Annotated in this window: 18 protein-coding genes; 6 read left to right on the forward strand and 12 right to left on the reverse strand. The window is 34.7% G+C overall.

The annotated features are described in order from the left end of the window. Positions 1-28: 28 nt before the first annotated feature. Together AC1Q8M_RS12045 and AC1Q8M_RS12050 are read right to left on the reverse strand one after the other, a co-directional pair. The gene (locus AC1Q8M_RS12045) at positions 29-352 is read right to left on the reverse strand and encodes a PepSY domain-containing protein (protein WP_000912137.1); all 324 of its coding nucleotides are present in this window, start codon (positions 350-352) and stop codon (positions 29-31) included. Between the two features lie 20 nt (positions 353-372). After that, positions 373-843 (reverse strand): hypothetical protein, encoded by a 471-nt coding sequence (locus AC1Q8M_RS12050; RefSeq protein ID WP_000521297.1) that lies wholly within the window; start codon positions 841-843, stop codon positions 373-375. Between the two features lie 267 nt (positions 844-1,110). On the opposite strand from AC1Q8M_RS12050, the gene AC1Q8M_RS12055 reads away from it, so the two are divergent. Together AC1Q8M_RS12055 and AC1Q8M_RS12060 are read left to right on the forward strand one after the other, a co-directional pair. Further along, on the forward strand, positions 1,111-1,785 hold the full coding sequence (locus AC1Q8M_RS12055; RefSeq protein WP_001264528.1) for a response regulator transcription factor: 675 nt from the start codon (positions 1,111-1,113) through the stop codon (positions 1,783-1,785). Further along, complete coding sequence (locus AC1Q8M_RS12060; protein WP_072938990.1) at positions 1,782-3,155, forward strand: sensor histidine kinase; 1,374 nt, start codon at positions 1,782-1,784, stop codon at positions 3,153-3,155. Before AC1Q8M_RS12055 ends, AC1Q8M_RS12060 begins: the two co-directional genes overlap by 4 nt. Before the next feature lie 191 nt (positions 3,156-3,346). Here the strand turns inward: AC1Q8M_RS12060 and AC1Q8M_RS12065 are convergent, their stop codons facing one another. The 3 genes from AC1Q8M_RS12065 to AC1Q8M_RS12075 form a co-directional block, all read right to left on the reverse strand. Continuing rightward, positions 3,347-3,562, reverse strand: a complete 216-nt coding sequence (locus tag AC1Q8M_RS12065) for a hypothetical protein (protein ID WP_001104104.1) — start codon at positions 3,560-3,562, stop codon at positions 3,347-3,349. A 346-nt stretch (positions 3,563-3,908) separates the two neighbouring features. Continuing rightward, positions 3,909-5,354 carry a L,D-transpeptidase family protein gene (locus AC1Q8M_RS12070; RefSeq protein ID WP_001064063.1) on the reverse strand — a complete coding sequence of 482 codons (1,446 nt, stop codon included), beginning with the start codon at positions 5,352-5,354 and terminating at the stop codon, positions 3,909-3,911. A gap of 636 nt (positions 5,355-5,990) precedes the next feature. Beyond that, the gene (locus AC1Q8M_RS12075; RefSeq protein ID WP_072938992.1) at positions 5,991-6,869 is read right to left on the reverse strand and encodes a CPBP family intramembrane glutamic endopeptidase; all 879 of its coding nucleotides are present in this window, start codon (positions 6,867-6,869) and stop codon (positions 5,991-5,993) included. Positions 6,870-7,228: 359 nt separating this feature from the next. Here AC1Q8M_RS12075 and AC1Q8M_RS12080 point away from each other — a divergent pair, with 359 nt between their 5' ends. From AC1Q8M_RS12080 to AC1Q8M_RS12090, 3 genes are all read left to right on the forward strand, one after another. Next, positions 7,229-8,566 carry an erythromycin esterase family protein gene (locus AC1Q8M_RS12080; protein WP_016512591.1) on the forward strand — a complete coding sequence of 446 codons (1,338 nt, stop codon included), beginning with the start codon at positions 7,229-7,231 and terminating at the stop codon, positions 8,564-8,566. Between the two features lie 203 nt (positions 8,567-8,769). Then, positions 8,770-9,348 (forward strand): sensor domain-containing protein, encoded by a 579-nt coding sequence (locus tag AC1Q8M_RS12085; protein ID WP_072938994.1) that lies wholly within the window; start codon positions 8,770-8,772, stop codon positions 9,346-9,348. A 114-nt stretch (positions 9,349-9,462) separates the two neighbouring features. Further along, positions 9,463-11,250 carry a helix-turn-helix transcriptional regulator gene (locus AC1Q8M_RS12090; protein WP_000886414.1) on the forward strand — a complete coding sequence of 596 codons (1,788 nt, stop codon included), beginning with the start codon at positions 9,463-9,465 and terminating at the stop codon, positions 11,248-11,250. A 161-nt stretch (positions 11,251-11,411) separates the two neighbouring features. On the opposite strand, the gene AC1Q8M_RS12095 is transcribed toward AC1Q8M_RS12090, so the two are convergent. The 6 genes from AC1Q8M_RS12095 to AC1Q8M_RS12120 form a co-directional block, all read right to left on the reverse strand. Further along, a complete protein-coding gene (locus tag AC1Q8M_RS12095; RefSeq protein WP_098855389.1) occupies positions 11,412-13,241 on the reverse strand; it encodes an FtsX-like permease family protein in 1,830 nt (609 codons plus the stop codon). A gap of 16 nt (positions 13,242-13,257) precedes the next feature. Next, a complete protein-coding gene (locus AC1Q8M_RS12100; protein ID WP_016512588.1) occupies positions 13,258-14,019 on the reverse strand; it encodes an ABC transporter ATP-binding protein in 762 nt (253 codons plus the stop codon). 192 nt (positions 14,020-14,211) lie between these two features. Beyond that, a complete protein-coding gene (locus tag AC1Q8M_RS12105; protein ID WP_071714290.1) occupies positions 14,212-15,288 on the reverse strand; it encodes a HAMP domain-containing sensor histidine kinase in 1,077 nt (358 codons plus the stop codon). After that, positions 15,285-15,971, reverse strand: a complete 687-nt coding sequence (locus AC1Q8M_RS12110) for a response regulator transcription factor (protein WP_098855390.1) — start codon at positions 15,969-15,971, stop codon at positions 15,285-15,287. Before AC1Q8M_RS12110 ends, AC1Q8M_RS12105 begins: the two co-directional genes overlap by 4 nt. 190 nt (positions 15,972-16,161) lie before the next feature. Beyond that, positions 16,162-17,130 (reverse strand): class A beta-lactamase, encoded by a 969-nt coding sequence (gene bla / locus AC1Q8M_RS12115; protein WP_098360709.1) that lies wholly within the window; start codon positions 17,128-17,130, stop codon positions 16,162-16,164. A 308-nt stretch (positions 17,131-17,438) separates the two neighbouring features. Then, entirely contained in the window at positions 17,439-17,870 is a 432-nt protein-coding gene (locus AC1Q8M_RS12120; RefSeq protein WP_098360708.1) for a DUF5412 domain-containing protein, read from the reverse strand. Positions 17,871-18,421: 551 nt separating this feature from the next. Between AC1Q8M_RS12120 and AC1Q8M_RS12125 the strand changes: the two genes are divergently transcribed. After that, complete coding sequence (locus tag AC1Q8M_RS12125; protein WP_141533036.1) at positions 18,422-20,533, forward strand: TerD family protein; 2,112 nt, start codon at positions 18,422-18,424, stop codon at positions 20,531-20,533. A gap of 211 nt (positions 20,534-20,744) precedes the next feature. Here AC1Q8M_RS12125 and cypD read toward each other — a convergent pair whose 3' ends face one another. After that, positions 20,745-23,942 carry a bifunctional P-450/NADPH--P450 reductase gene (gene cypD, locus AC1Q8M_RS12130; RefSeq protein WP_098360707.1) on the reverse strand — a complete coding sequence of 1,066 codons (3,198 nt, stop codon included), beginning with the start codon at positions 23,940-23,942 and terminating at the stop codon, positions 20,745-20,747. Between the last annotated feature and the right edge of the window lie 509 nt (positions 23,943-24,451).

Below are 24,451 nucleotides of genomic sequence, written 5' to 3' on the forward strand. Positions count from 1 at the left end.
GGAGTTTTTTCAAATAAGCGATATTTATTTAATCTTCATTATTGAGTTCTATTGTACCTGTTCTAGCACTAACTTTTAAAATATTTAACAGATTATCAGGTGTCTTGATTTCCACTTCATATTCAAATTTTGATTGTGCTAAGTTGTCATCTTCTAATTCAAATTCTTTTTTCACATTAATAATTTCTCCATTTGTATGAGCTAAAGAAATTTCACGAACTTGTTTCTCTGTGTAGTTTTCATTCTTTTTTGCATAATTGTAACCCATACCATAATATCCACCAACAATAGCAATACCACTTACTAAAATAGTAATTACACTTATAATTATTTTCTTTTTATGTTTTAACATTTTCATCCACTCCTTAATGATTAATCCTCTATTCCAAATCTTGCTTCAAGTGCATTTTCTGCTTGCTCTAATTGATCTTCCAGTATATCGTGTTCTTTTTCTTGCGTTTGATATTGCTCAACAGTTATCGTTCCAGCGTGATAATCTGCTTCTAGCTGATTATCAGATAGATCTATCTTGTCATCCAATTGGTCAATTTCTTTTTTTGCTGCTAAGTACGTATTTAAGTTATCTTCTTTTGCTCCAACTGGTTTCGTGTTATTTGCTTTTTCTACAATAGATGTGACTTCGTTTTTGAAATCTTGTGTTTGCTTCGTATCATTCGTAGCAGGCCCTATTTTGTTTGGTTCTTGTTGTAGTTGAGCAACTTCTTTTTGTAATTTATCATTTTCCACTTTCAGTTGTTGTACTTCTGTATTGTTATCAGCTTGAGTAGAACAAGCTGTTAAGAATAAACAGGACATTGCTCCAATCAGCATCCATTTTCCCATTCTGTTTTCCTCCCTTTACAGGTGCACCTTATCCTTGCCTTTATATTACTGAACAAACATTAAAGGAAGATTAATGTACAAAAAAATAAAGTGAAGGCTTTTACAGGCAGTTAATCCCTACCTACCTCGCATTCACCGAATTTTGAGGGAGTAGTCGTACTGCCCGTTAATGCGGGATAAAATGATATAATTAACTAGTTTCTAATCTTTCTTTAATGTTTTGAAATTATAGTGATACATATTAATAAGAAGAAAAGGAGAATGTTAATGCGAGTTCTTATCGTCGAAGATGAACAAGACTTACAAAATATATTGGTGAAACGATTAAATGCAGAACATTATAGTGTCGATGCATGTGGGAATGGAGAAGATGCCTTGGATTATATAAACATGGCTACCTACGATTTGATTGTGCTTGACATTATGATTCCCGGAATAGATGGTTTACGCGTATTACAAAGATTACGCGCGGACAATAATGCAACTCCTGTCTTGCTTCTTACAGCTAAAGATACAATTGATGATCGTGTAACAGGACTCGACTTAGGTGCAGATGATTATTTAGTAAAGCCGTTTGCTTTTGATGAACTGTTAGCAAGAATTCGAGTGTTAATGCGAAGAAAAACAGGAAATACATCTAATGTGTTTGAAATCGCTGACCTAGTGGTAGATTGCAATATGCATAAAGTAACAAGAGGAGACCAAGTTATCACTCTTTCCAGTAAAGAATTTGCTATTTTAGAATATATGATTCGTAATAAAGAAGTTGTGCTGACACGAGATAAAATTGAGCAACATGTGTGGAATTACGACTATGAAGGCGGATCGAATATTATTGATGTTTACGTCCGCTATCTTCGTAAAAAAATTGATAGCCAGTTTGAAACGAAGTTAATTCATACAGTGCGCGGAACTGGTTACGTATTGCGAGTAGAATCATGAAAAGACTATCAATAAAAATGAGAGTGACCCTGTGGTATACGGGGCTAATTGTAATTATTATGGCACTCGTGTTAGCTTTTATTTTAACTTCTTCAGATAAAGTTTTGCTTTTTAATATGAAAGATCAATTGAAGAGCACAGTAAAAGAAAGCATGGAAGATATCAAATATAAGCATGGGCAGTTAAAGATTGACGATGATTTTGAAACCTTAGAAGATGGAGTAAATATTAGTATTTATAGTAAACAAGGTGAGCTGTTGGTAGGACATAGTCCAACAAGCTTTAATAAAAAGATATCGCTTAAATCCGATGAAATACAAACCATTAAAGACGGCAATAAAGAATGGATAGTATATGATTTTCTCCATAATGCAGGCGGCGATGAGCAAGTCTGGGTTCGTGGAATAATGACTATGAACCAATTATCCTCAACGATGAATACGCTTATTGTGGTAACAATCATCTCATTCCCATTACTTATTCTCATTGCGGCAGTCGGGGGATATTTTATTACGCAAAGAGCGTTTCGACCTGTGCAACAAATGAGTGATTCAGCCAGTAAAATTGGTGATGGTAAAGACCTTTCGAAGAGAATTAATTTACAAGGTTCACCGAAAGACGAAATGTATCATTTAGCACAAACCTTTGACAAAATGTTTGAGCGATTGGAGACATCATTCGAAAGTGAAAAACAATTTACATCTGACGCATCTCATGAATTAAGAACACCAACATCTGTTATTATTTCGCAATGCGAATACGCTTTATCGCAGAGAAATAATCCGAAAGAAATGGAAGAATCGTTAGAAGTAATTTTAAAACAATCACGTAAAATGTCCGCTTTAATCTCACAACTCTTATTATTAGCACGAGCTGACCAAGGAAACCATAATACTTTCCAATTTGAATGTATCAATATGAGTGAATTAACGGAAATCGTTGTAGAAGAGCTTTCATTAATGGTTCAAGAAGCTTCGATTGATATAACAACTAATATAGAGGAAGACCTATTTATTAAAGCAGATCAAACATTGATGATGCGTTTATTAATGAATTTACTAACGAATGCGATTGCTTATAGTAAAGCGAGCGGAACTGTGCATATGCAACTATTCCGTGATGAAACCAACATAATAGGTAAAGTCTCCGATAATGGCATCGGCATCAGCGAGCAACATATTACAAAAATATGGGACCGCTTCTATCGAGTTGACGCAGCACGAACATCTTCAAACATCGGAAACACAGGTTTAGGATTGTCGATGGTAAAATGGATTGTCGAACTACATGGAGGAGAAATTACGGTTGAAAGTAAATTAGGAGAAGGCAGTACTTTTACATTTAAACTACCAATTGAAAAAAGAGCATAATTTATACGTGTCTGTCGCTTCAGAATAAAGATTGATTCAAAGGCTCTCTACAATCCTTATGTAAAAATAACTGACGCATTTTAAACATCATCGATTTTATCATTTTGGACAACCTATTCTGTTAAATTAATATACATGCGAAAAAACTATCAAAATAAAACCCCAGAAATCCAATGGTCTCTGGGGCTTCATTATATATTTAGCTCTTTTTGCTTTTTGTTTTGTTTATGTCTATACAGTAACTTTCGACTTATTAGAGAAATCACTAATAAGGTCAGAATTAATAAGATAAGTTGCATAAATGATAAATCAAAATATTTAGCACCTGTAACGATTAAAAGTGTAGAAATCGTGCCTTTTACAACGAAAAAAATAATAACCCATAACCCGCCTTTTTTCCAGTTCATTTTATATTACCCTTTCCTACGTTTAAATTCTTAAAATATTTAATAATAGTTCGTAAATATGACAACTTAATAGAAATCTATTATATTAACAAAAAATTCATGTCTAATTAAATGCGACGATTCTATATTAAGTGAAAATGATATTCATTGTCAATTTTATTGATTATTTGAATACTTATTCTTAATCTCTTTCTACTTTGTTTCTTATAAGCAATACACTCTTGTATTCAAACAAAAACACCTCCATTGCATTTGCACACTTAGTATGCGAATGCAAGAGGTGTTTTTTCATATACCATCAGATAAGATTTCCTGCTTTGTTTATTTCTTGATACGTAGCTATTTTCTAGTACACGATAACTGGATCATACGTGTTCAAACTATCATATACAGTTTTTGCAACATTAGGAAGAAGGTTCACACACCCACCTGATCCACCTGTTAAATAAGCATTATTTGCCCAGTCTTTTCGCCAGCCGGCATCGTGGAATCCTTGACCGCTATTTGTGAATGGAACCCAGTAATCTACTTTAACCGCATAATCAGCTTTCCCTACTGCGCTACCTCTTAGCGTGTATGGTGTTCGTTTGTATAGGACGTACCAAACACCTGGTGATGTATCTTCACCCGTGCTATGTTTACCCGTTACTACATTTGTTGTAACGACTAATTTTCCATCTTTATAAATCCAAATTTGTTGCTCTGCAATTGAAACTTCCGCATACGTGTCTCCGATGCCATTATTCGCTGTTGTTTTATAACCGATACCTTCCTTCTCCCAACCATTTCCGTGAATATTAGAAGCAGAAAGCGACTTTTCGCCTTTCTCAAAGGCTTGTTGAACTTGTTTAGTTTCTTTTTCAACATCTAGTGCCCAGCCGTATCCTTGCCCTTTTACTGATATGACTGAACCGGAATGCGTTTTAAATGAGAAATCTTTATTTAATGTTGATTTGGCATTATTAATTTCAGTAATTTTCTTCTTAATGTCACTCGCATCAATTGTAACTTTCATATCCTTTGACATAGAGGCATTTTGAATTAAATCTTTCGCTTTTAAAGGATAAACTTCATCCTGCACTTTATACTCAACAGACTGCCCAAGAAGATTCTGTAGTGCTTTCTCCTCTTTTTTGACAATCGGATCGTCTTCTTTAATAGGTTTTATGTATGCAGACTTCAGATGAATTTCGCTTTTATATTTTTGCTTATCGTAATCTTTCAGTAGACTAGTAACATCATACTGTTTTCCTTCAACACTTTTCGAGATAACAATTTTCCCTTGTTCTAGCTTCGCCATAGCATCTTGAGGCGCTTTTAATTTTTCATTCATAGAGATGAGCGTTTCTTCTACAAGTTTCTTCATCGTTTCACTACGATACTGATCTGCCTTCTCTGGTAGCAATGAATAATTTTCTCCCTTTGAGGAAGGGAAAAATGTCCACTGACTTTTTAATAGTTTCTTAACTTGAGGCAAATCTTTTTCCGTAAGTTCCGTTTTTGTATCTTTTTCATCTAAAATTTGTTGTTGATCAACATAGACTTTGTTTGCTAGTCCAGATGTCTTTAATTTCTGTATTGCCTGATCAGCGCTCAGACCACCAACTTTTGTGTCATTAATTGTAACATTCGAATTGAAGTGAGTTGCCTGATAATAACTCATTCCCCCAATAAGAAGTGCAATTACACCAATACCCGCTGCGATAAACTTCCAATTTGTATAACGTTTTTTTGATCTTACTCGTTTTTGATCAATTTCTTCAACTGATTCATTTGTTGTATTGTTGTTCATCAATCTTTCCCCCGTATGCATTAACGTCAAACGATTTTTAACTAAAATCATAGACTAGTGTACCTTATTTTTCCTAAAATTTCATTATTTCCGACCACATTTTATCGCAATTTAATGATTTAATTTAGATTTTTTAATAGTACGATGCATTGAACAGCCCTTTACAAGTCATAAAGTGAAACTTAAATTAACCGTCACACCAAGAAATTTAGCTTAATATTCTAGGGGAAAATTTTTCTCTTTACGTAAAATACGAATTATATTATCCATTTTTATGAACATCAACCCCTAATTTTGTCAAAAAAATAAACGATAGTCCTTCTACATTTTTGATAAAAGGACTATCGTTTTTTCAGTTAGAGTATTTGTATAATCGTTTAACTTTTTATTTCCTGAAGGTCAAACTTGATGAAGATGATGAAATTTCATCTCATAGCCTTTAAATGAAAACATTATGTTTTTTATGGCAACCAAGTTTATTTTTATAAATTAAACCCTTAGCTTGATGCCTCCCATATATCCAGCAGCCTAAGATTAAGTAAGAGTCCATTCAACTAGATTTTTTCTAATATTTTTAGGTGCATCTTATTTCGCCTCGTCATATTTCACTAATTGAATTTAAAACACATCCGTATGCTATTTAGTAAAATTTACGATTCGAGACGTAATTATTGCAGTAACCAAGATAATAATAGCGGTTATCAAGCCAGATTCTCCAATCCAAATCTCAGTTTGATATCCTGTACTTGCACGTGCGAAAGGTCCTTGAATAATGGCATTCCAAGTAGTATGGATGATAACCGAAGGCCAAACGCTACCTGTGATAAGTCGTAAATAGGCTGTAATATAACTGAAGGGCACAATACAAAAATAGATGCCAAGTACTGAAAGTAGGACAGATGATCCCTCTACATATAGACCAGCAATAACAATTGGAACATGCCACGTTGCCCAAATCAATCCACTAATAAGGATAGGCCGTGAAAACTCTGCATCGACTAGCCTTGTAAGCATATAACCTCGCCAACCCATTTCTTCTCCTAAAACTGGGATTAAGTTAAGCAAACTTCCTAAAACGCCGCTCAATACTACTAGATAAATAAAACTGAATGGTTCCGGTACATACTGAAGTCCAAGTATATTGTAGATTGGTTCTAACATACCACCTTCGGGATGCTGAAACCCCGCAATTCCGCTCAACCAGGCGATAGAATAAGTAATTCCACAAATAATCATAGGTATTAGCAGAGCAAACCCAATCCCCTTCCATATCTTTAAGTTACCGAGACTAAAAGATACATCTTTAAACCCTTCTTTCAGTATTATGCGAGTCAAAATAGAAGAAAATGCTGGGGTAAACATATATACCACAATAAGCGGCATACTTTTCGTAATTATTACTACTACATTTAGGATAATAGAAGTAATGATTAAGACACTCAAAAAGAGTTGAAGTCCTATTTTAGCACGTTGGATTTTATCTTTATTGTGGAACGATTTTGCGTGTAATATCATTTTAATCCGCCCTTCCCCTTTCATTCACTTGTTTATCGAATTTACTTCTTGTCATTTCCACAGACACAACTTAGAATAAAAATGTTTTTGTATACAGATTCATTCATCTTTAAAATCCCTCCCCAATTTATAGTCTAGTCTTACTTACGACTCATCAATGTAATTATTATTTATAAGTTGTCATAACCGATAGTACAAAAGTGTAATGATTAGTCTATGACCTGTGTCAATTAACCTTATGACAATATGTAACTAGAAAATATGATATGGAATAGATAACAATTGAATTAAGGCAATTGATTCATGCAAGTACAATGAATCAATCTTGCTTTACAAATAATTCAATTGAGGTGGAAAAAATGAATAAGAAAAGCATAATTGCAATGGTTAGTACAGCTTTATTAGTCACAGGATGCGCGGAAGTAGGAAAGGCTCAAACAGTAGCAGTCGAAAATTCAGGTCAATCAATACAAAAAAATATAGTTAAATCCATACAATCACAGGCTTACCCATTAAAAACGATAGAGCCGTCAAAATCATTTGAGGATTTAAAACCACTTAAGAAAATGATTGGGAGCGCACAATATGTAGGATTAGGAGAGAATACTCATGGAAGCTCTGAAATTTTCACTATGAAGTTTCGCCTTGTGAAATATTTGGTTACTGAGATGGGTTTTACAAATTTCACAATGGAAGAAGATTGGGGAAACGGCTTAAAACTAAATGAATATATCCAAACAGGAAAAGGAAACCCTAGGGAATTTTTAAACTTGTTATATCCTACTGATGAAATTATAGCCATGATTGAGTGGATGAAAGATTATAATGCTGATCCATCCAATAAAAAAAAGATCCAATTTATTGGGCTCGACTTAAAGGAGTTGGACCAAGGTTGCTTTAATAAAGTGATTGATTATGTAAGACTACATCGACCAGATTTGCTGGCAGAAGTAGAAGGAAATTATAAAGAATTGTCGGCTTTTAATGGAAGTACAAAGGAATATATGGACCTTGCTCCTGAAATAAAAGAAAAGTTCAAAGCAAACGCTGAGAGAGTAGCCCAATTACTAAAAGATGAGAATGGGCAAGCCAACACAGAAATAGCTTCACCCGAGTACATCTGGGCGCAAGCAACGGCAAGTGCAATAGAGAAATTTACCACAATGCTAATTCCTAACGACTATCCAAGTATGTTAAAGCTACATGAGCAATACTTGGCCGATCATGCAATGTGGGCACAAGAAACATTTGGTGGTAAAACGATGGTATGGGCACACAATATTCATATAGCTAAAGGAATTATCGATGAGAAATTATACCCTTATGTTGCGGGGCAATTTTTGAAGGAACGTTTAGACAATAATTATGTCACAATTGGTAGTACAACTACGGAGGGGAATTTTACCTTATACAGCGAATATGATCCTTCCACTGGAGGTAAGATTACAACCGACACTATTCCACAAGATGTAAAAAGTTTCAATTATACTCTCGGAAAAGTACCATATAACATGTTTTTATTGGATAACCGTCACCTTAAAGGACAAGCTGAAAAATGGGTTAAAGCAAAAAGACCATTACTAAGTATAGGGGGACAAATCTTCCCGAACGAATCGGCATACTTTGATACGTCATTGCTTGAGCAATTTGATATTATGTTTCATATTCGAAAAACAAGTCCATCTCATATTAAATAAAAGTATAAAACAATCCCGTTCTTGCATCTGCAAGAACGGGATTGTTTTATGGTGATTGATATAAGCATCTTTTTTAACCAGAAGTAGGTTACTCTCCCCCTTTTTATCATCATTTAGAAATGTCATATGACACTTTTACACTAGTGAGAATGACAAAAAAAGCAGTACAATTCGGTTATTACATAGATAGGAGCGAGAACTTTATGAAATCAAGATTCATCCAGAATGGTTATTTTTTATTGCTAACTTTCGTTACAGGATTTTTTTATTTTTGTTTTTATCTAATAGCTCTGCTATTCAGCTTCACCCTTTCATTTACGGTAATTGGAATTCCACTAGTTATACGCGTACTACAGACTACTACACCTTTTATCCAATTCGAGCGCATACAGACGAAAATTTATACAGATATTTCAACAGACTCTTATGATAGAAGTATAACAATAGATACATCAAACTGGGCTCAGGTGAAATTAGTGCTTACAGATCGTCGTACTTGGTGTGCTATCTTTTGGTTAATGCAGAAATTAGTGATTGGCATTTTCAGTCTCATTAGCGCAATCATTTTTTATGTAATGCCACTTATGTTGCTATTGGCACCACTACTGTATCAATACATCGAAATGAATATTATATTCATACAGATAGATACCTTTACTAAGTCACTCTTTGTAATGTTTATGGGTATAGTATTTACCGCCATAAGTATTAGAATAGTAGATCGTTTGACAAAGAAAATCGGTGGCTATACACGTAGCATGATTCGGCAACTAAATCGATAGAAGTTTGCAATCTGTGAGTAGTATCGCAGTTTTAAATTTAAAAGTATAATAGGCATGAAGGATTAAATTATAATATATGAAGTAAAAAGGTAGGCTACTTAGGGGGTAAATGACTTGTTAGATATGGTTAAGTATTGGTTTTGGTACGATTGGATTATGTTAGGAGTCCGTATACTTGTTAGTGTCTCTATCGCCATAACCACATTCGATTTTCAGGATAGTTTAACATTGCCACTTTGGATTGTTATTTTTTGGGAGGTTGTTGCCTTCTCGATTCCATGGGTAGCCTTACTGTTCAATTACAAATATTATTTGTTCACAGAAATACTGCTATATGGTGGACTGTGTATATATTTAACCTCTTTATTTCCGGAAGCTAACGTTACATTTCTGATATCGGCTTTTCTAATTGCTGCGAATAGTAAGCATTTGTCCTATTATTGGACAGCTCCAACAACAGTTTTTATAACAACTGGAATTCTCTATGCGGTTGCGCCAAGTAATAGCTATTGGATTTTAGTTACCTACTATGGACTTGCTTATGTAATGGGCTTCGCTTTCCATTTATTAATCGTCAATCATAAGCAAAATGAAGCGATTCGTAAACAAAACGCGGTACTTGAGCAATATATGTCTCAGATTGAACGCATTACACTGGCGGAAGAACGAAACAGACTGTCGAGTGAGCTTCATGATACAGTTGGTCACGCTTATACTTCTATTATTATGGGGATGGAAACGTTGCGTACCGAAATTGCTACTGAAATGGGTATACAGAGGCTAGATTCTCTGCTTGAAATGGGACGTAAAAGCATCGAGGATGTGAGAGGTTACTTACATCAAATGGAGTCTCCGTGTCAATCGCCTTCCTTAATTCAATCTCTACAAAATCTTGGAGTCGAATTTCAGGAGCACGCTCAGGTAAATGTAAGTTTTAGGACATTCGGAGAGGAATATCCACTGTCTCGGCAAGCGAAGATCGCATTCATTCGTTGTTTACAAGAGTCCCTTACGAATGCAGTACGTCATGGTCAGGGAACTGAAATTATAGTTTCATTGCAGTTTGAACAACAATATACGAGATTAGAAGTTCAAGATAATGGAAAAGGAAATGTAGAATGGCAGGAAGGCTTCGGTCTGAATGCGATGAAAGAACGAGCAATGAATTTACAAGGGCAATTGTCTGTATATACAAAGCCAGAGGAAGGAATGCTTGTTACATGTACCATACCGCGACAAACTGAAATAAAAGATGGACTTATTCGTTTGTTAATTGTAGACGATCAACCATTTGTTCGGGAAAGTTTGAGGACACTACTCGATAGATATGAAGATTTAAATGTAGTCGGTTTAGCTGAGGATGGCAATCAAGCCATCGATTTGTGTGGACGTCTTCAACCCCATGTTATACTTATGGATTTAGATATGCAGCACATGGATGGAGTTGAAGCAACCAAAAAGATTAAGCAACAATGGCCACATATCCGCGTATTGATTTTCACAACTTTTCAGGATACCGAACAGGCGTTGGAATCGCTTCGCAACGGTGCGGATGGCTTTTTACTCAAATCCATTGAAACATTGGAGCTAGCTAATACGATCCGACTTATTCACAAAGGTGGGACACTGATTGATCAAGGAATGTCTCACAAAATATTTGAGAAATTTGATGAGCAAAAAGAGACACCACAATCAAAAGCAACCGCTTATGAGCTAACAGCTAGGGAGATAGAAATATTGCAACTAGTAGCAAAGGGACTTCGATACACTACCATAGCATCAAGGTTATATTTATCAAATGGTACGGTCAGAAATTATGCTTCCACAGCTTATACAAAGCTAGGAGTCCGCAACAAAGAAGAAGCTGTGCAAAAGGCTCTAGAAATTGGAATTATTGAATAAAAAAACGTTTTTTGTTTCTTTACAGCAAGGTAAAATGTAGTTACAAGGTACAGTAAAAGATAAAGTGAAACTTTAATCAGTGGGGTTTGTTCATCCCCCACTGATTATCTGCCCTCACCAATCGTGCTGCCCGTTAATGCGGGATAAACAACATCATTACATTAATCTTTTTTAGGGAGTACAATTCCTTTAAATAATTGAACAGTAATCCAGTAATACATCGAATAAATTACTACAAAAATAACAAGTGGTAACCAAATGCGAGAGTACGGATCGATTACAAGAGGGCTAAACATGTTCATACCAACTAATATATGAGTAATCCCTACAATTGCTGGGAATAAGAATATGAAGAATAACTCTTTATAGATTGATTTTGTTAATAATTCTCGGCGAACACCAATTTTACGAAGCATTTGATAACGTGCTACATCTTTTGATGCTCCCGACAGAACTTTAAACATTAAGCAACTTGCCATCATTGCTAAAAATGCAACTCCAACGAAAAAGCCCATAAACATTAGTCCGCTGGAAAAATCCTGACTCGTAATATATTTTTGATACTTACTATCCAATTCTTCTGCTTTCACATTTTTATATTTTGCTATCTGTAATTCATCAAGTTTTTTCCATTCTTTTATGTATGATCCAAAATCATCTGTTTTCCCTATAAACACAGTACTTTCTTTACCCTTCAACCTATCGTATATGTTTTGTTCTACAATTTTGATTTCATAATCAGGATACATATAATTTGGCTGGATCGTTCTGAAAGCCTGAATCCATTGTTTTGTGTCGATCTCTCCTTTAACCCATTTTATTGAAAATGCACCAATTGGTATTTCCTCTGAAACTTTCTCTATTTTCATACCTTGCAAGAAAGGGCGATTTTTTTCTACATCTTCTTTAAGATAATAAACATACCTATCATCAACTTTGTAATGGTATTCGAATTTTTCTTGAAATAAGATATCACCCAAAATTGTCTTTTCTTCCGTAGTTGGATTATGAATGACTGAATCGTAAATTCGCATTTGATCTGTCATGTTTATAATGTTATTTTTAAATGCCATACCACAAGCAATTCCACCAGCACCAAGAGCCACTAAAATTGCTACTGTTGCAAGCACATTTGTTAGACTATTAATGCGGAAATTTAATTGTGCAAAAGTAAAAGCATTGAGGCCTTTTTCACTACGTTTTTTATTACTCTTTAGCTTGTTAATCATAACTGGGAGAAGGGATCCAAATATAAGGTAAGTACCCACGGTTGCTGAGATTAATCCAACGGCCATTAATCCCAAAGCAATTAGCGGATTTGCATATGACATATAGATCAGTGATGCATAACCAATACCTAATAAAAAAATACCAAGGAATGCAATTACAACTGTCATTTTTCCTTTTATGGCAACACGTTCTGTTTGTGCATCTGCATGTACAAGTTGCAGTACAGAAATACGCGATAATTTAATACTATTCATAATTGCAGATAATACAAATAGTGCAAAGAAGAAGACGCAAGTAATAGCTATTGATGGCAGATAAAATGCTTTATAACCTTCACCAGCAAACTCGAGTTGTTTCATTAATAACTGACCGATCCCTTCTGCAAGTCCTACACCAACTGTAATACCAATCGCAAGAGACGCAGCGCCTAATACGATTGTTTCGATAAACATAAGTAATGTAACTTTATGCTTTTTTGCTCCTAACATCATATACATACCAAATTCTTTTTGACGAAGAGCTGATAAGAAAGAGTTTGCATATAAAATATAAAAAAATGTGATAACTGCTAACAAAAAGGAACCAATTTTAAAGACAGCCACAATATCCCTAATAGAAGAGTTAGATTCAAGGAACGTTTTATTGGATGCTAGCGTTTGAAACATATAAAAAGTTGAAATAGAGACAATAAGACCACCAAGTAAAACAATGTAATCTTGCAACTTACTTTTTAGGCCTGACATAGAAAACTTAAATAACATGATTGAACTTCCTTCCTTACGCTTTTTGTGTGCCTAAGTTTGCAAGCACGTCTAAAATTTCTTTATAAAATTCTTCACGGGTACCACCGCGATGAATTTCTTTATATAACTCACCATCTTGAATGAATAAAATACGCTGACAGTAACTTGCGCTGTAAGGATCATGCGTAACCATCATAATGGATACACCTTGCTCTTTATTTAAGCTTGTCATAGCATTAAGTAAACTCGTTGCATTTTTAGAATCTAGAGCTCCAGTCGGCTCGTCTCCCAAAATAATTGCTGGTTCATGAACTAACGCACGTGCTGCTGCGGAACGTTGCTTTTGTCCACCAGATACTTCAGAAGGATATTTTTGAAGTATAGCTGTAATGCCTAACATATCAGCTACTTTTTCTACTTTCTTTCCAATATTACGAGATGAAACACCTTGAAGTGAAAGTGGGAGTGCGATATTTTCATAGATAGATAAATTCTCCAATAAGTTAAAGTCTTGGAAAATGAATCCTAACTTTTGTGAACGAAAATCAGAAAGTTCACCCTGCTTCATCCTCGTAATATCCGTTCCTGCAATTTCAACAACGCCGCCTGTCGCTTTATCTAATGTTGAAATTACATTTAATAATGTTGTTTTACCAGAACCAGAAGGCCCCATAATACCAACAAACTCTCCCTCTTGAATTGAGAATGATACACCTTTTAATGCGTGTGATTGATTCTCACCTTTTTTACCGTACAATTTTTGAATGTTTTTTACATCTACAACTGGCTTTATCATTTATATCCTCCTACATTTTTTTATTTCATTACAATAAGCTACAATGAAATCTTTCCTTTTATCTTCTTTGCTCACCTCATCACTTTGAATACACCCATGATAAACTATGAAAATTAGGAAACACCCCGTAAAATCCTTAAGATTTCTTAAGGTTTAAAAAAAGCTCATGGAACCTGTAGTTCCATAAGCTTTCTATCTAATTGGATGTTCAACAATAAAAGACATCCAACCATCTTTATATTCTGCATGTATATTACCATGATGAAGTTCAACAATTCTTTTTGCGATAGCAAGTCCCAGTCCATTTCCCTGGTCATCTTTTCTTGCCTTGTCCCCTCTGAAAAACCTTTCAAACAATTTATTTGGATCGCTAACAGGCGGTCTCTCAACTTTATTTGATACTTTCAAAATTGCCTTGTTACCTATTAGTTCAAGACATATAGATAATTCGGATGGTTTCATGCTGTACTTTATCGCATTCATAAAGAGATTTTCATATACACGTACCATTTTTTCTACATCTATGAAGATAGGTATTGTTTCTTCCGCGATAGATCTTTGAACGGTTAAACTTTCCTTTTCAAATATAGGTATGTATTCTCCAACTATTTGTTCCAACAAACCTGATAAATCAACTTCATTAAGGTTTAACTTAGCATCTATATCTGATAAACGAGTATACTCAAACAGCTCATCAATTAAATATTTCAGTCTCTGTGACTTTGAATACGTGGTTTCAAGGTATTCCTGTAATTGTATGTTACTGTTGTATTGCCCTCTTTTTAATAAATCTATATAGCCAATAATAGATGTTAAAGGTGTGCGTAAATCATGAGATACATTGGTGATAAGTTCATTTTTTGTACGTTCTAATTGTCTTTCTTGTTCAAATGTATTCTCCAATTCCTTGGACATATAGTTGATATTTTGAGCAAGTTGGGTCAATTCGTCCTTCCCCTTAATCCCAATTGTTAAACCCAGTTTTCCATTTGCAATATCATTCACATTTTCCGAAATGAGCTTCAAATATACTATTTTCTTTCGAACCAATAGCAAAAAGATTACTATAAAGTTTAAGATTGCGAACGTAAATAAGAACAACATTGCGAGTCTCGCTTCAAACATGCCAAAATCTTCGTGTTTTATAAAAAATGGATCTATGACGTATTGCACAATGAGGATTGTTAAACCAAATGAAATAAAAAAACTAATTGCAACAGCACCAAGAAGTTTTATAATGATCTTATTTCTGAAACTAATATTTTTCATATTTTATACCCAATTCCCCAAACAGTTTTAATATAAATGGGATGTTTAGAATCTTCTTCAATTTTGTCTCTTATTTTTGTAATATGCACCATAACGGTATTATCTGATTTATAAAAAACCTCTTTCCAAACTGCTTCATATATTTTTGCTACACTCAGGACAATCCCTTTGTTGCGGGCGAGTAGTTCGAGAATAGCAAACTCTTTTGGAGTTAACCTTGTTTCTTTTCCCCTTATCCATACTTGACGAGTATCTGTATTCACGGTTAAGTCACCAATTTCTAGAATACTTTTATTATGTTCTATGGACGTATTGTATTTTTTAAACCTTCTTAATTGGGATTTTACCCTAGCAATTAATTCTAGTGGGTTAAACGGTTTTGATAAATAATCGTCTGCACCAGAGGCTAGGCCCTGAATTTTGTCTATATCCTCAGATTTTGCAGATAGCATAATGATAGGCATATTGCGATCTTCCCTAATTTTCATACATGCTTCAATGCCATCCATATTCGGCATCATAATATCTAAAATAATCAAATCAAAGTCCTTTTCTTCTAACAGTTGTAAAGCTTGTATAGCATCTTCTGCCTTTTGAATTTTTAGGCCTTCATTTTCCAGATATACCGAGATAAGATTTCTAATCTCTTTATCATCATCAACAATAAGAATTTTCGACTCCATTTTATTCCTCCACATTAAATGCAATAAGTATTCAATAAAGCATATATTTGTTGTTACTTAGTTAATAAACTTAATAGAGATGGTTTCTATCTTCTTTCTTTACTTAAGACGATCTTTTGTAAAATACACAAAAAGACCGTCACAGTATTGTGACGGAAAAACAGGAAAATTTCAATAACTAATACTATTATTATTTATTTTTAGCTTTTAAGACACCCAGCGCTATTTTGGTTGCTTCTGCAATAAGCTTATCATCGTATTTAGCATCCTCTTTATCATGATTAGAAAGTATCGCAAGAACAATTGGCTTTTTATTTGGTGGCCAAATAATTGCGATATCATTTCTGGTTCCATAAGATCCCGAGCCCGTCTTATCAGCTACTTCCCATCCTCCTGGAACTCCAGCACGAATTAAGTTGTCTCCCGTAGTATTCCTTTTCATCCAATCTATTAATAGATCCCGTTTCTCAGTTGAAAGTACATCTCCTAGCGCAAAAGCCTGAAGACTAGTAGCTAATGCCTTTGGGGTACTAGTATCATGTACGTCTCCTGGATGCACTTCGTTTAACTCTGGTTCAAAACGTTCAGGATTTGTAACGGTATCTCCTATTTCTCTCAGTGATTTTTTGAATTCACTAGGTCCACCTAATTGTTTAAGAATAAGATTTTGGGCAGTATTATCACTATATCGAAGGGAAGCATCTGCAAGCTCTTTCAGAGTCATTCCCCTATCAACATACTTTTCTGTAATTGGATTGTAATTAACAAGATCTTCACGAGTATACAAAACTCTTTGATTTAGATCTTCTATTGATTTCTTTTGTAAAAGTACTCCCACAGCTAAAGCTTTGTGGGTAGATGCGTATGCAAACCGTTTATCTGATTGATACGTAACGGTTTGATTCGTATCAGTGTCCAATGCATAAATACCGAGTTTAGCATCAAATTCTTTTTCAAGTTTAGCAAAAGAATCATTACCAGTAGTTTCTTGTTTGGTTTGATTTGTTTGTTTTGTTTGTTTTGTTTGTTTTGTTTGTTTAGATAATTCAGATTGAGTATTACCATCGGAACAGCCTATAAGCGTTGCACACGAAAGAAATACTACAGGTACCATCTTTTTGTAATGTAAAATGTTAAAAAACTTGTTTAAGACTATCATATATTTTCAACCTCTTTCAAGAATATATAGTTTTTCTAGGTGTTATACATATCGATACAATTAAAGAGTGTATCGGATATCACTCTTCTTGCATCTCACTTTTCATAAAATGATTGAACTATCATGAACACCTGTTTTATACGTATACTTAATAGACAACCTAAGTAACAAGTTTGTTCCATTTTTATCAGTAGTCGTATCTAGAAACCTAAAAAAGTCCATTTAGAAGATTTAAATGGACTTTTTCACTCATATAATACTATCTATAGTTAAACAAATAAGATTAAATACATTTAAATTTTCTTGTTTTATCTAATAAACTGTTTAGGCATTTCTTTAACGTGCTTATCATCATCACGCCAATCATAGGTTTCTTTCTGCGAAACATCTAAAGTTTGATCTCCAATTCTAACAATATTCTTATTTACCCATTCAATATATGGATCGGTATCTGGATAATTCCAATATATATTTTTCTCTGAATCTGTATCAAGGTTAACTAATTCACCCCTAACAGCATCCGCACTTAATGATCCTGCATTATGAAAATAAGTCTTGATGAGATATTTTCCATCTGGAGATTTCACTGTTCGAATTAATTCCCCTTTTGGAACACCTTGCAAACTAAAAAGTTTCCAATATCCAAATCCAATTATAATTACTAACATAGTAAGTATAGTTAGTAATAATACTTTTCTTTTTGTTTTTTTAATTTCACCTTTTGTATTTATAATACTCATTCAACTCCATTCCATAATATATCAAAAATAAAAATCCTCCGTTACTACGGGATAAACATGAAAATTCCCCTTTAAGAAAAATATAAAAAATCAGACAGTATACTTGAATTGCTCTTCGCATGAGAATATACTAATAAAGCAGGCTATGACGTTCCTTCCTTCTAACTTCTTTGGCGAAATAGGGATGTTACTTTCCTGCTAAACACATAGGCTATGACAATTCTTCCTTCTTTGTAGAAATTTCAAATTGTTTTAGAGTTGTCAATTTCCTATGAAAATAATTAGACTATAAAACCTCTTTCTTCTTTGGGTTTGAATAAACTTTAGTTTATCAACCATTGATGTAGAGGTTTTCTTTTCTTAATTAACAAATTACCACTTAACAACTAAATGTTATACCCCTAATTTTTCACTAAAAAATAGCTTTATACCCTCAGTGCATTTCTCTACAATTAGTGTGTTTATGCATGTAAAAATAAAAATCTACCACTGAAAGGAGGACAGTCGGACTATTCCCCCTCTTTTATAAGGAGTGAATAATCGGCGTTCTCATGAAAAATTCTATTTATATAAGAAGAAGTTTGAAAGTAATTATAAAAAGAGAAGAAAATAAACTACCGAACATGTATTTAGCCACTGTTTTAAAAAACTTGGAAAGTTTAGGATTTACTTTTTCTGAGCCTTTAATAGAAGAGTTGCAAACACTTTCGGTTGATGCATTCACATCGTTTTACAAAGAGTTAGTAAAACATTTAAAAGAAATGGTTGGTGCACATATTCAGTTTACTCCTATGTATCCAAACTTTCCGCAACAAATGATGGATTTAAGTGACGCTGATTTATACATCAATGCCGTTATTCATTATGTGACGTTACGCATACCTGTATCAAAAGTAGAAGAACGACTTCCTCTTTTAGATAGAGTTGATTTGAAAGTTATTGACTTAGGAAGTGAAGAAGATTTCAATCAAATGATTTCTCAATTGATTAGTGCAAACAGCTCTATTTCCTCAACTGATAAGACAGATGTAGAATGGGCTATTACACACACTGAAGATGTTTCCTGTTTTCTACCTAATGTAATTCCTCATAAGGAAAATATGTCTTTTATAATTGGGGTTTTATTAATAAACAGAAAAATATCAGCCGATGCTGCTGCAAAGTATTTTAAAACAGCAACTGATGTTCTTCGCCTTGCAGTTGCTTTATCTGAAGGCGATGTGAGTTTAGCAACCTCTGTTCGATTCAAGAAGTTTAACCGAACAGAAAGACGCTTCCTTTTAGGCTTGTTAGAGCAATGCGGAAACATTACCGAAGATATGCTTCGATACAAAAAACGTTGGATTCGTTTAGGTGAAATTCTTCATCCAGCAGAATATCATACTCGTTTCCCAAAAACCCACCGAGCGTTTGAGATTCTTCGCAACAACATTAAAGTTGAAACATTTAATGGAAAAATAGAAGCAGCTTTGTTGAATCGTGATATCATGACAGCGAAAAATCTTTTAAAAACTCGCCCGGGGGAATTTGCCAGACGCTTGGATCATTTAATCCGTTTATGTAGTGATAAGTCAACAGATGTTTTCAATATTCTAGAAGAGTTTCTAAGTATAATAGGAAACGTTTCTACTCCTGTATTACTTCAACTCACGGCTCATTTTAAGCATCGAAATGATAAAAATGAATTTCGTACCTTTTTTCCAAAGGGAAATGTAGCAAAAGCTATAGGTATTGAAAATACACTTCCATTTATCTCAGAGGATATTTGTTTAATGATTGTAAAAATGTGTGAAGATACTTTAAAAAATCGCTTCGCAGAACTTCCAAGTCTCGGAAAAGTATTTTTGGATGAACAGTTAAAAAATCACTTAGTTCCCTTCTCTCAACGTTCAGCCAGCAAAGCGCTTCGTACATTATCTCGAGGGAGTAAAGTAGATTTGCCAGAAGGAGATACGATTCGTTTTTTCCTATGGTGGAAAGAAGGCTATGTGAATGGACAACATACAGGACGCGTTGACATTGATTTATCTGCTGCAATGTACGACGAAGATTGGCAATACAAAGAACATGTCTCCTTCACGAACTTACGTTCAAAAAATTTCAAAGCCTACCATAGCGGAGATATTACTTCTGCACCAAAGGGGGCATCTGAATTCATTGATTTCGATATTCCGTCTGTGCTGAAATATGGTGGACGCTATGTAGTTATGACTTTGCTTTCTTACACAGACCAACCATATAAAGATTTACCAGAATGCTTTACTGGTTGGATGGTTCGTCAATATCCTGGTTCAGGTGAAGTATTTGAACCTTCTACTGTTCAAGATAAAGTGGATATTACTGCCGACACCCAAATCTCTATTCCAGTTATTTTAGACTTAAAGGAACGAAAATTTATTTGGACAGATTTGTCTCTTACAAGAGATCTAACTTATGATAATACCATCGAGGCTAATCAAAAAGGTATGATACTAGTTGGAAAGGCTTTAACTAATTTAGTTAAACCGAATTTATATGACTTGTTCCGATTACATATTGAAGCTAGAGGTGAACTCGTTCAAGAAATTGAAGAAGCAGAAAGCATTTTTTCTTTGGATAAAGGGATTACTCCTTTCGATATCGAAAAAATAATATCTGATTTTATTGCTGACCCACAAGACTAACTACATTACAAACATTGATAATGTGTGGAAAATATCCATGTATAATGTCTATGTGAAACAGGACCTGATAGATGAATATCAGGTCCTGTTTTTTATTTAGTAGATACTAAATAGTCCAGTTAATCACTATTCATCTAAATACACTATACTAATAAAGTGAAATTTATTCGAAAGAAATTCATTAGTTAATACGTAACTAATTAAGAAACATTCATATACCAGCCCAAACATCTTTTCCATATCGCCCTTCATCTTGCACACGATCCAACCAATTTCTTGCTTCTTGTTCACTGACTTCATGAATTTCTTGATACGCTTGACAAAGGGTATCTTCTACATCCGGAGCCATTTTACTTCCATCACCACATATATAAAGATGAGCTCCATTATCTAATAACGAAATTAAATTGATTCTATCTTGTTTTATTAAATGCTGTACATATGTTTTTGGATGTCCCTCTAGACGAGAAAAAGCTGTGTGTAAAGAGATTAATCCATCTCTTTCATCATTTTCTAGTTCTGTACGATAGAGATAATCTTTTTCAGGATGACGACAACCAAAATATAGATGCGCTTGTCCTAAGTTAATACCTTTTTGCTTTTGAACACGACGCGCTTGCAAGAATCCACGGAATGGTGCAATTCCAGTACCTGGCCCAACCATAATAATTGGTGTTTCTGGATCTTTAGGCAATTCAAAGTTTGATTGTGGCGTTCGAATGAAACAGATAATCTCATCTTTACTATGACGCTGAGCTAAGTAATTAGAAGCGACGCCTTCATATGTCCCTTCTCCACTCCATGCAGGCGCATTAACAACACCGACCGTAATGCTCAGACGATTGTGTGCAACGAGTGGAGAGCTTGAAATAGAATAGTAACGCGGTTTGAGCGCAGGAAGAAGTTCTAAAAAGCGTTCAAATCGGATTTCACAAGCCTCATACTTTTCAAGAAGGTCCAACATTGAAATCCGTTTCTTTAGTATTTGTTCATGGTAAACTCCTTCTTCTAATAATGCTTCCAATTCTTTTTTATGAGGAGGACATGCTGTGAATGTTACCATTTCTCGTATTTGTGCTCGAGTGGCAGCTTCTTGAACTTCAACACTATAACTAAGAAGGTCCAATAAACTAACAGGACTGTCTAAAGGTATGTGATTTATACTTCGTCCACTTGCACTCAGTATAACTTGATCCTTCCCATTTAATCCAAAACGTTTTAAAATTCGGTTGATATTTTTCTCGCTATTAACTGGCAACACTCCAAGGTGGTCTCCTTCTTTATATGTAGCGCCTTCTGGCAAAGATACCTCGATATGTCGTGTACTTCTATCACTGCTGGGTGATTGGAGTTCACGATTTTCTAGTATAGATGCATAAACTGCTTCATATGTTCGTGCAAGAGGAGATCCTCCAAGACGACTAACAAATTGCAGACTCAAAGTACTGCGCTCTTTTTCCATATTTTTGTTGAGCTCCAATCCAAATGCCTTCATCGCATCAGACCACATGTTTTGTTTCCATTGCTCAAGCTGTTCCTCGAAATCACCACTTGCATCTGCTTCTCCGCGTTTAGAAAATCTTGTTGCTCCTTTTTGATCCATCTGCTCATCAATGTATCTTGGAATCCGTTGGTAGGTACTAGCCCAATTATGATCTCCACAACCAAAAACTGCGTATTGAACCCCTTTTAGCTCATCTGGTTTTAGTTCCTCCAACCATTGCACAAACTGCCCTGCATTACTTGGCGGTTTTCCATTATAAGAAGAAGTCACAATAAGTACCGCTCCTTCTTTTGGCAAACTTCCAATTCGATCGTTAAGAGCTACCACTTCCGTTTGAACTCCTTCTAAACTAGCTGTATCTGCTAATTCTCTTGCAATACCTTCTGCTACACCTGTATCCGAGCCATACAGAACAAGAAGTGAAAGATTATCGGCCCCAATAATAGAAGGTGTCTTCTGGACGTGCTGCTTAATTTCATCGTTTTTCAGCTTGTCCTCTGTAGGTGCAAGAACAGTAGGATGACTAATAGTTTGTTTTCGGGGTAGAATCCTAATCTTAAAATCACCGGGCTTTAGCGTTAATGTTTGTTTTACGTCCAGCTGATAGTTTTGATAATCGATTAATTCAAAATGTTGAAGAAGCATTCCCATTACAAGAGTGGCTTCATGAAGTGCAAATTGCATACCGATACATGCTCTCTGGCCATTTCCAAATGGCTTATAAGCATGATGAGGAACCTTATCCAGCTCTTCAAATCGTTCAGGTTGGAATTCTTCTACATTGTCTCCCCATGCATCTTTATCCCTATGTAGCTGTGGAATAAGAACAGAAATACGATCTTCTCCTTTCTTAATTGGGTATTTCCCGCCAATCACTGTATCTTCTTTTGCATAGAGACTGAATGCTGGAGCGGTAGGCCATAGACGTAGCGATTCATTTAAAATCATCCGTATATACTTCAGTTTCATAACTTGTTGGTATGTTGGAGTAGGATCCGTCAAAACACGGTCTACTTCTTCATAGGCTTTTTTCAACTTATCCGGATTCTTTAATAAAAAGTAAATTGCAAAAGATAACAATCCACTTGTTGTCTCATGTCCAGCTATTAAAAAAGTGATAATTTGGAAACGAATGTTTTCATCATCTAATTTTTCACCAGTTTCCGGATCCTGTACATTTAACATACGGGAAAGTAAATCATTTTCTTCCTGATTTCCACTACTTTTACGTTCAGCAATAATATTATCTACTAAAGAAAACATAGATTGGATATCATGTTGAAATTGACGTTTCGTTCTCCACATGAGTTTGTCTTCTATATCTAGCCGCTGCAATTGGTGCATCGCCTCATCTAGAGCACGGCTCATGCTAGTGATAAAAGGATGAGGGGTCTCACGATAAAAGCTATTAAATCGGTAATTAAAACCACATAGACCAATTGTATCTAACGTAAGACGAGTCATATCCTCCGGAACATCTACGTTTTCATTCGGATTAAGCCGTGCCCATTTTTGAACGAGTTGTACAGCAAGATCGACCATCATGGCATGGTAATCTTTCATTGCCCGTTGGCTAAATGTAGGCATCAAAATATTATGAGCTTTTTTCCAGTTAGGCTCGTGAGTCTCGCTAGTAAATAATCCATCCCCAGCAAAGGCACGAACTTTTGCTAAAGCACCCTCTATACTTTTATCGAACCGTGTTTCATCACAAACTTCTGCTACCAATTCATGTCCAGAAACGACAATGATGGTATCACTTAAAGTTTGAATTTGAAAAATGGGACCATACTCTTCCGCTATCTTGATAAAGGATAGCGTCGGTTTATCTTTATCGATTAATGGGAGATTACCCAGCGGTCCATATGTTTTCGGCTGAGGAATGGTAGATACTTTTTTTTCCATTTAAAACACCCTTTCAAAAAAGCATGAAATAAAGATATGTAATTGATTACCTTATTTTATCTTTTCCCTAACTATTCATGATTATGATATTGCGTATAAGCTTGGCAATTAAATTTATAACTTGTAGAAAAATACTAAATTAAAATGAAGCGAATAAATATAATTGGAGCCTTTTAATGTTGGTGTTAAAAGATAATCTAGACTTGTAATGTTTATGAGAAATTGCAAACGGATCTCATCTCTTGTATTTGTTTATAAAAACGATTATTTTGATTTATTTTCTTCTAAAATACCCCAAAATAGAAAAGTTGATGAGCTTAAGATTGTAGTATTCGAAAAATCAGTAGTTTAGTTAAACCAATACGATAAGCAAGTATACCGTGTTACTAATGAAAGAGGACCTGATATGAACATCAGGTCCTCTTTTACTATATAATTATTTCTCTGCTTCTTTTAGTTCTTTTCCAGCTTTAAATACCGGCGCCTTAGCAGCAAACCACTTGTAGGAA

It is taken from the genome of Bacillus sp. GW823-FHT06A10, assembly GCF_058795375.1.

Bases quoted from the DNA above. Each gene is read 5' to 3' on its own strand.
- AC1Q8M_RS12045 (WP_000912137.1), bottom strand. From the start codon at position 352: ATGTTAAAACATAAAAAGAAAATAATTATAAGTGTAATTACTATTTTA.
- AC1Q8M_RS12050 (WP_000521297.1), bottom strand. From the start codon at position 843: ATGGGAAAATGGATGCTGATTGGAGCAATGTCCTGTTTATTCTTAACA.
- AC1Q8M_RS12055 (WP_001264528.1), top strand. From the start codon at position 1,111: ATGCGAGTTCTTATCGTCGAAGATGAACAAGACTTACAAAATATATTG.
- AC1Q8M_RS12060 (WP_072938990.1), top strand. From the start codon at position 1,782: ATGAAAAGACTATCAATAAAAATGAGAGTGACCCTGTGGTATACGGGG.
- AC1Q8M_RS12065 (WP_001104104.1), bottom strand. From the start codon at position 3,562: ATGAACTGGAAAAAAGGCGGGTTATGGGTTATTATTTTTTTCGTTGTA.
- AC1Q8M_RS12070 (WP_001064063.1), bottom strand. From the start codon at position 5,354: ATGAACAACAATACAACAAATGAATCAGTTGAAGAAATTGATCAAAAA.
- AC1Q8M_RS12075 (WP_072938992.1), bottom strand. From the start codon at position 6,869: ATGATATTACACGCAAAATCGTTCCACAATAAAGATAAAATCCAACGT.
- AC1Q8M_RS12080 (WP_016512591.1), top strand. From the start codon at position 7,229: ATGAATAAGAAAAGCATAATTGCAATGGTTAGTACAGCTTTATTAGTC.
- AC1Q8M_RS12085 (WP_072938994.1), top strand. From the start codon at position 8,770: ATGAAATCAAGATTCATCCAGAATGGTTATTTTTTATTGCTAACTTTC.
- AC1Q8M_RS12095 (WP_098855389.1), bottom strand. From the start codon at position 13,241: ATGTTATTTAAGTTTTCTATGTCAGGCCTAAAAAGTAAGTTGCAAGAT.
- AC1Q8M_RS12100 (WP_016512588.1), bottom strand. From the start codon at position 14,019: ATGATAAAGCCAGTTGTAGATGTAAAAAACATTCAAAAATTGTACGGT.
- AC1Q8M_RS12105 (WP_071714290.1), bottom strand. From the start codon at position 15,288: ATGAAAAATATTAGTTTCAGAAATAAGATCATTATAAAACTTCTTGGT.
- AC1Q8M_RS12110 (WP_098855390.1), bottom strand. From the start codon at position 15,971: ATGGAGTCGAAAATTCTTATTGTTGATGATGATAAAGAGATTAGAAAT.
- bla (WP_098360709.1), bottom strand. From the start codon at position 17,130: ATGATAGTCTTAAACAAGTTTTTTAACATTTTACATTACAAAAAGATG.
- AC1Q8M_RS12120 (WP_098360708.1), bottom strand. From the start codon at position 17,870: ATGAGTATTATAAATACAAAAGGTGAAATTAAAAAAACAAAAAGAAAA.
- AC1Q8M_RS12125 (WP_141533036.1), top strand. From the start codon at position 18,422: ATGAAAAATTCTATTTATATAAGAAGAAGTTTGAAAGTAATTATAAAA.
- cypD (WP_098360707.1), bottom strand. From the start codon at position 23,942: ATGGAAAAAAAAGTATCTACCATTCCTCAGCCGAAAACATATGGACCG.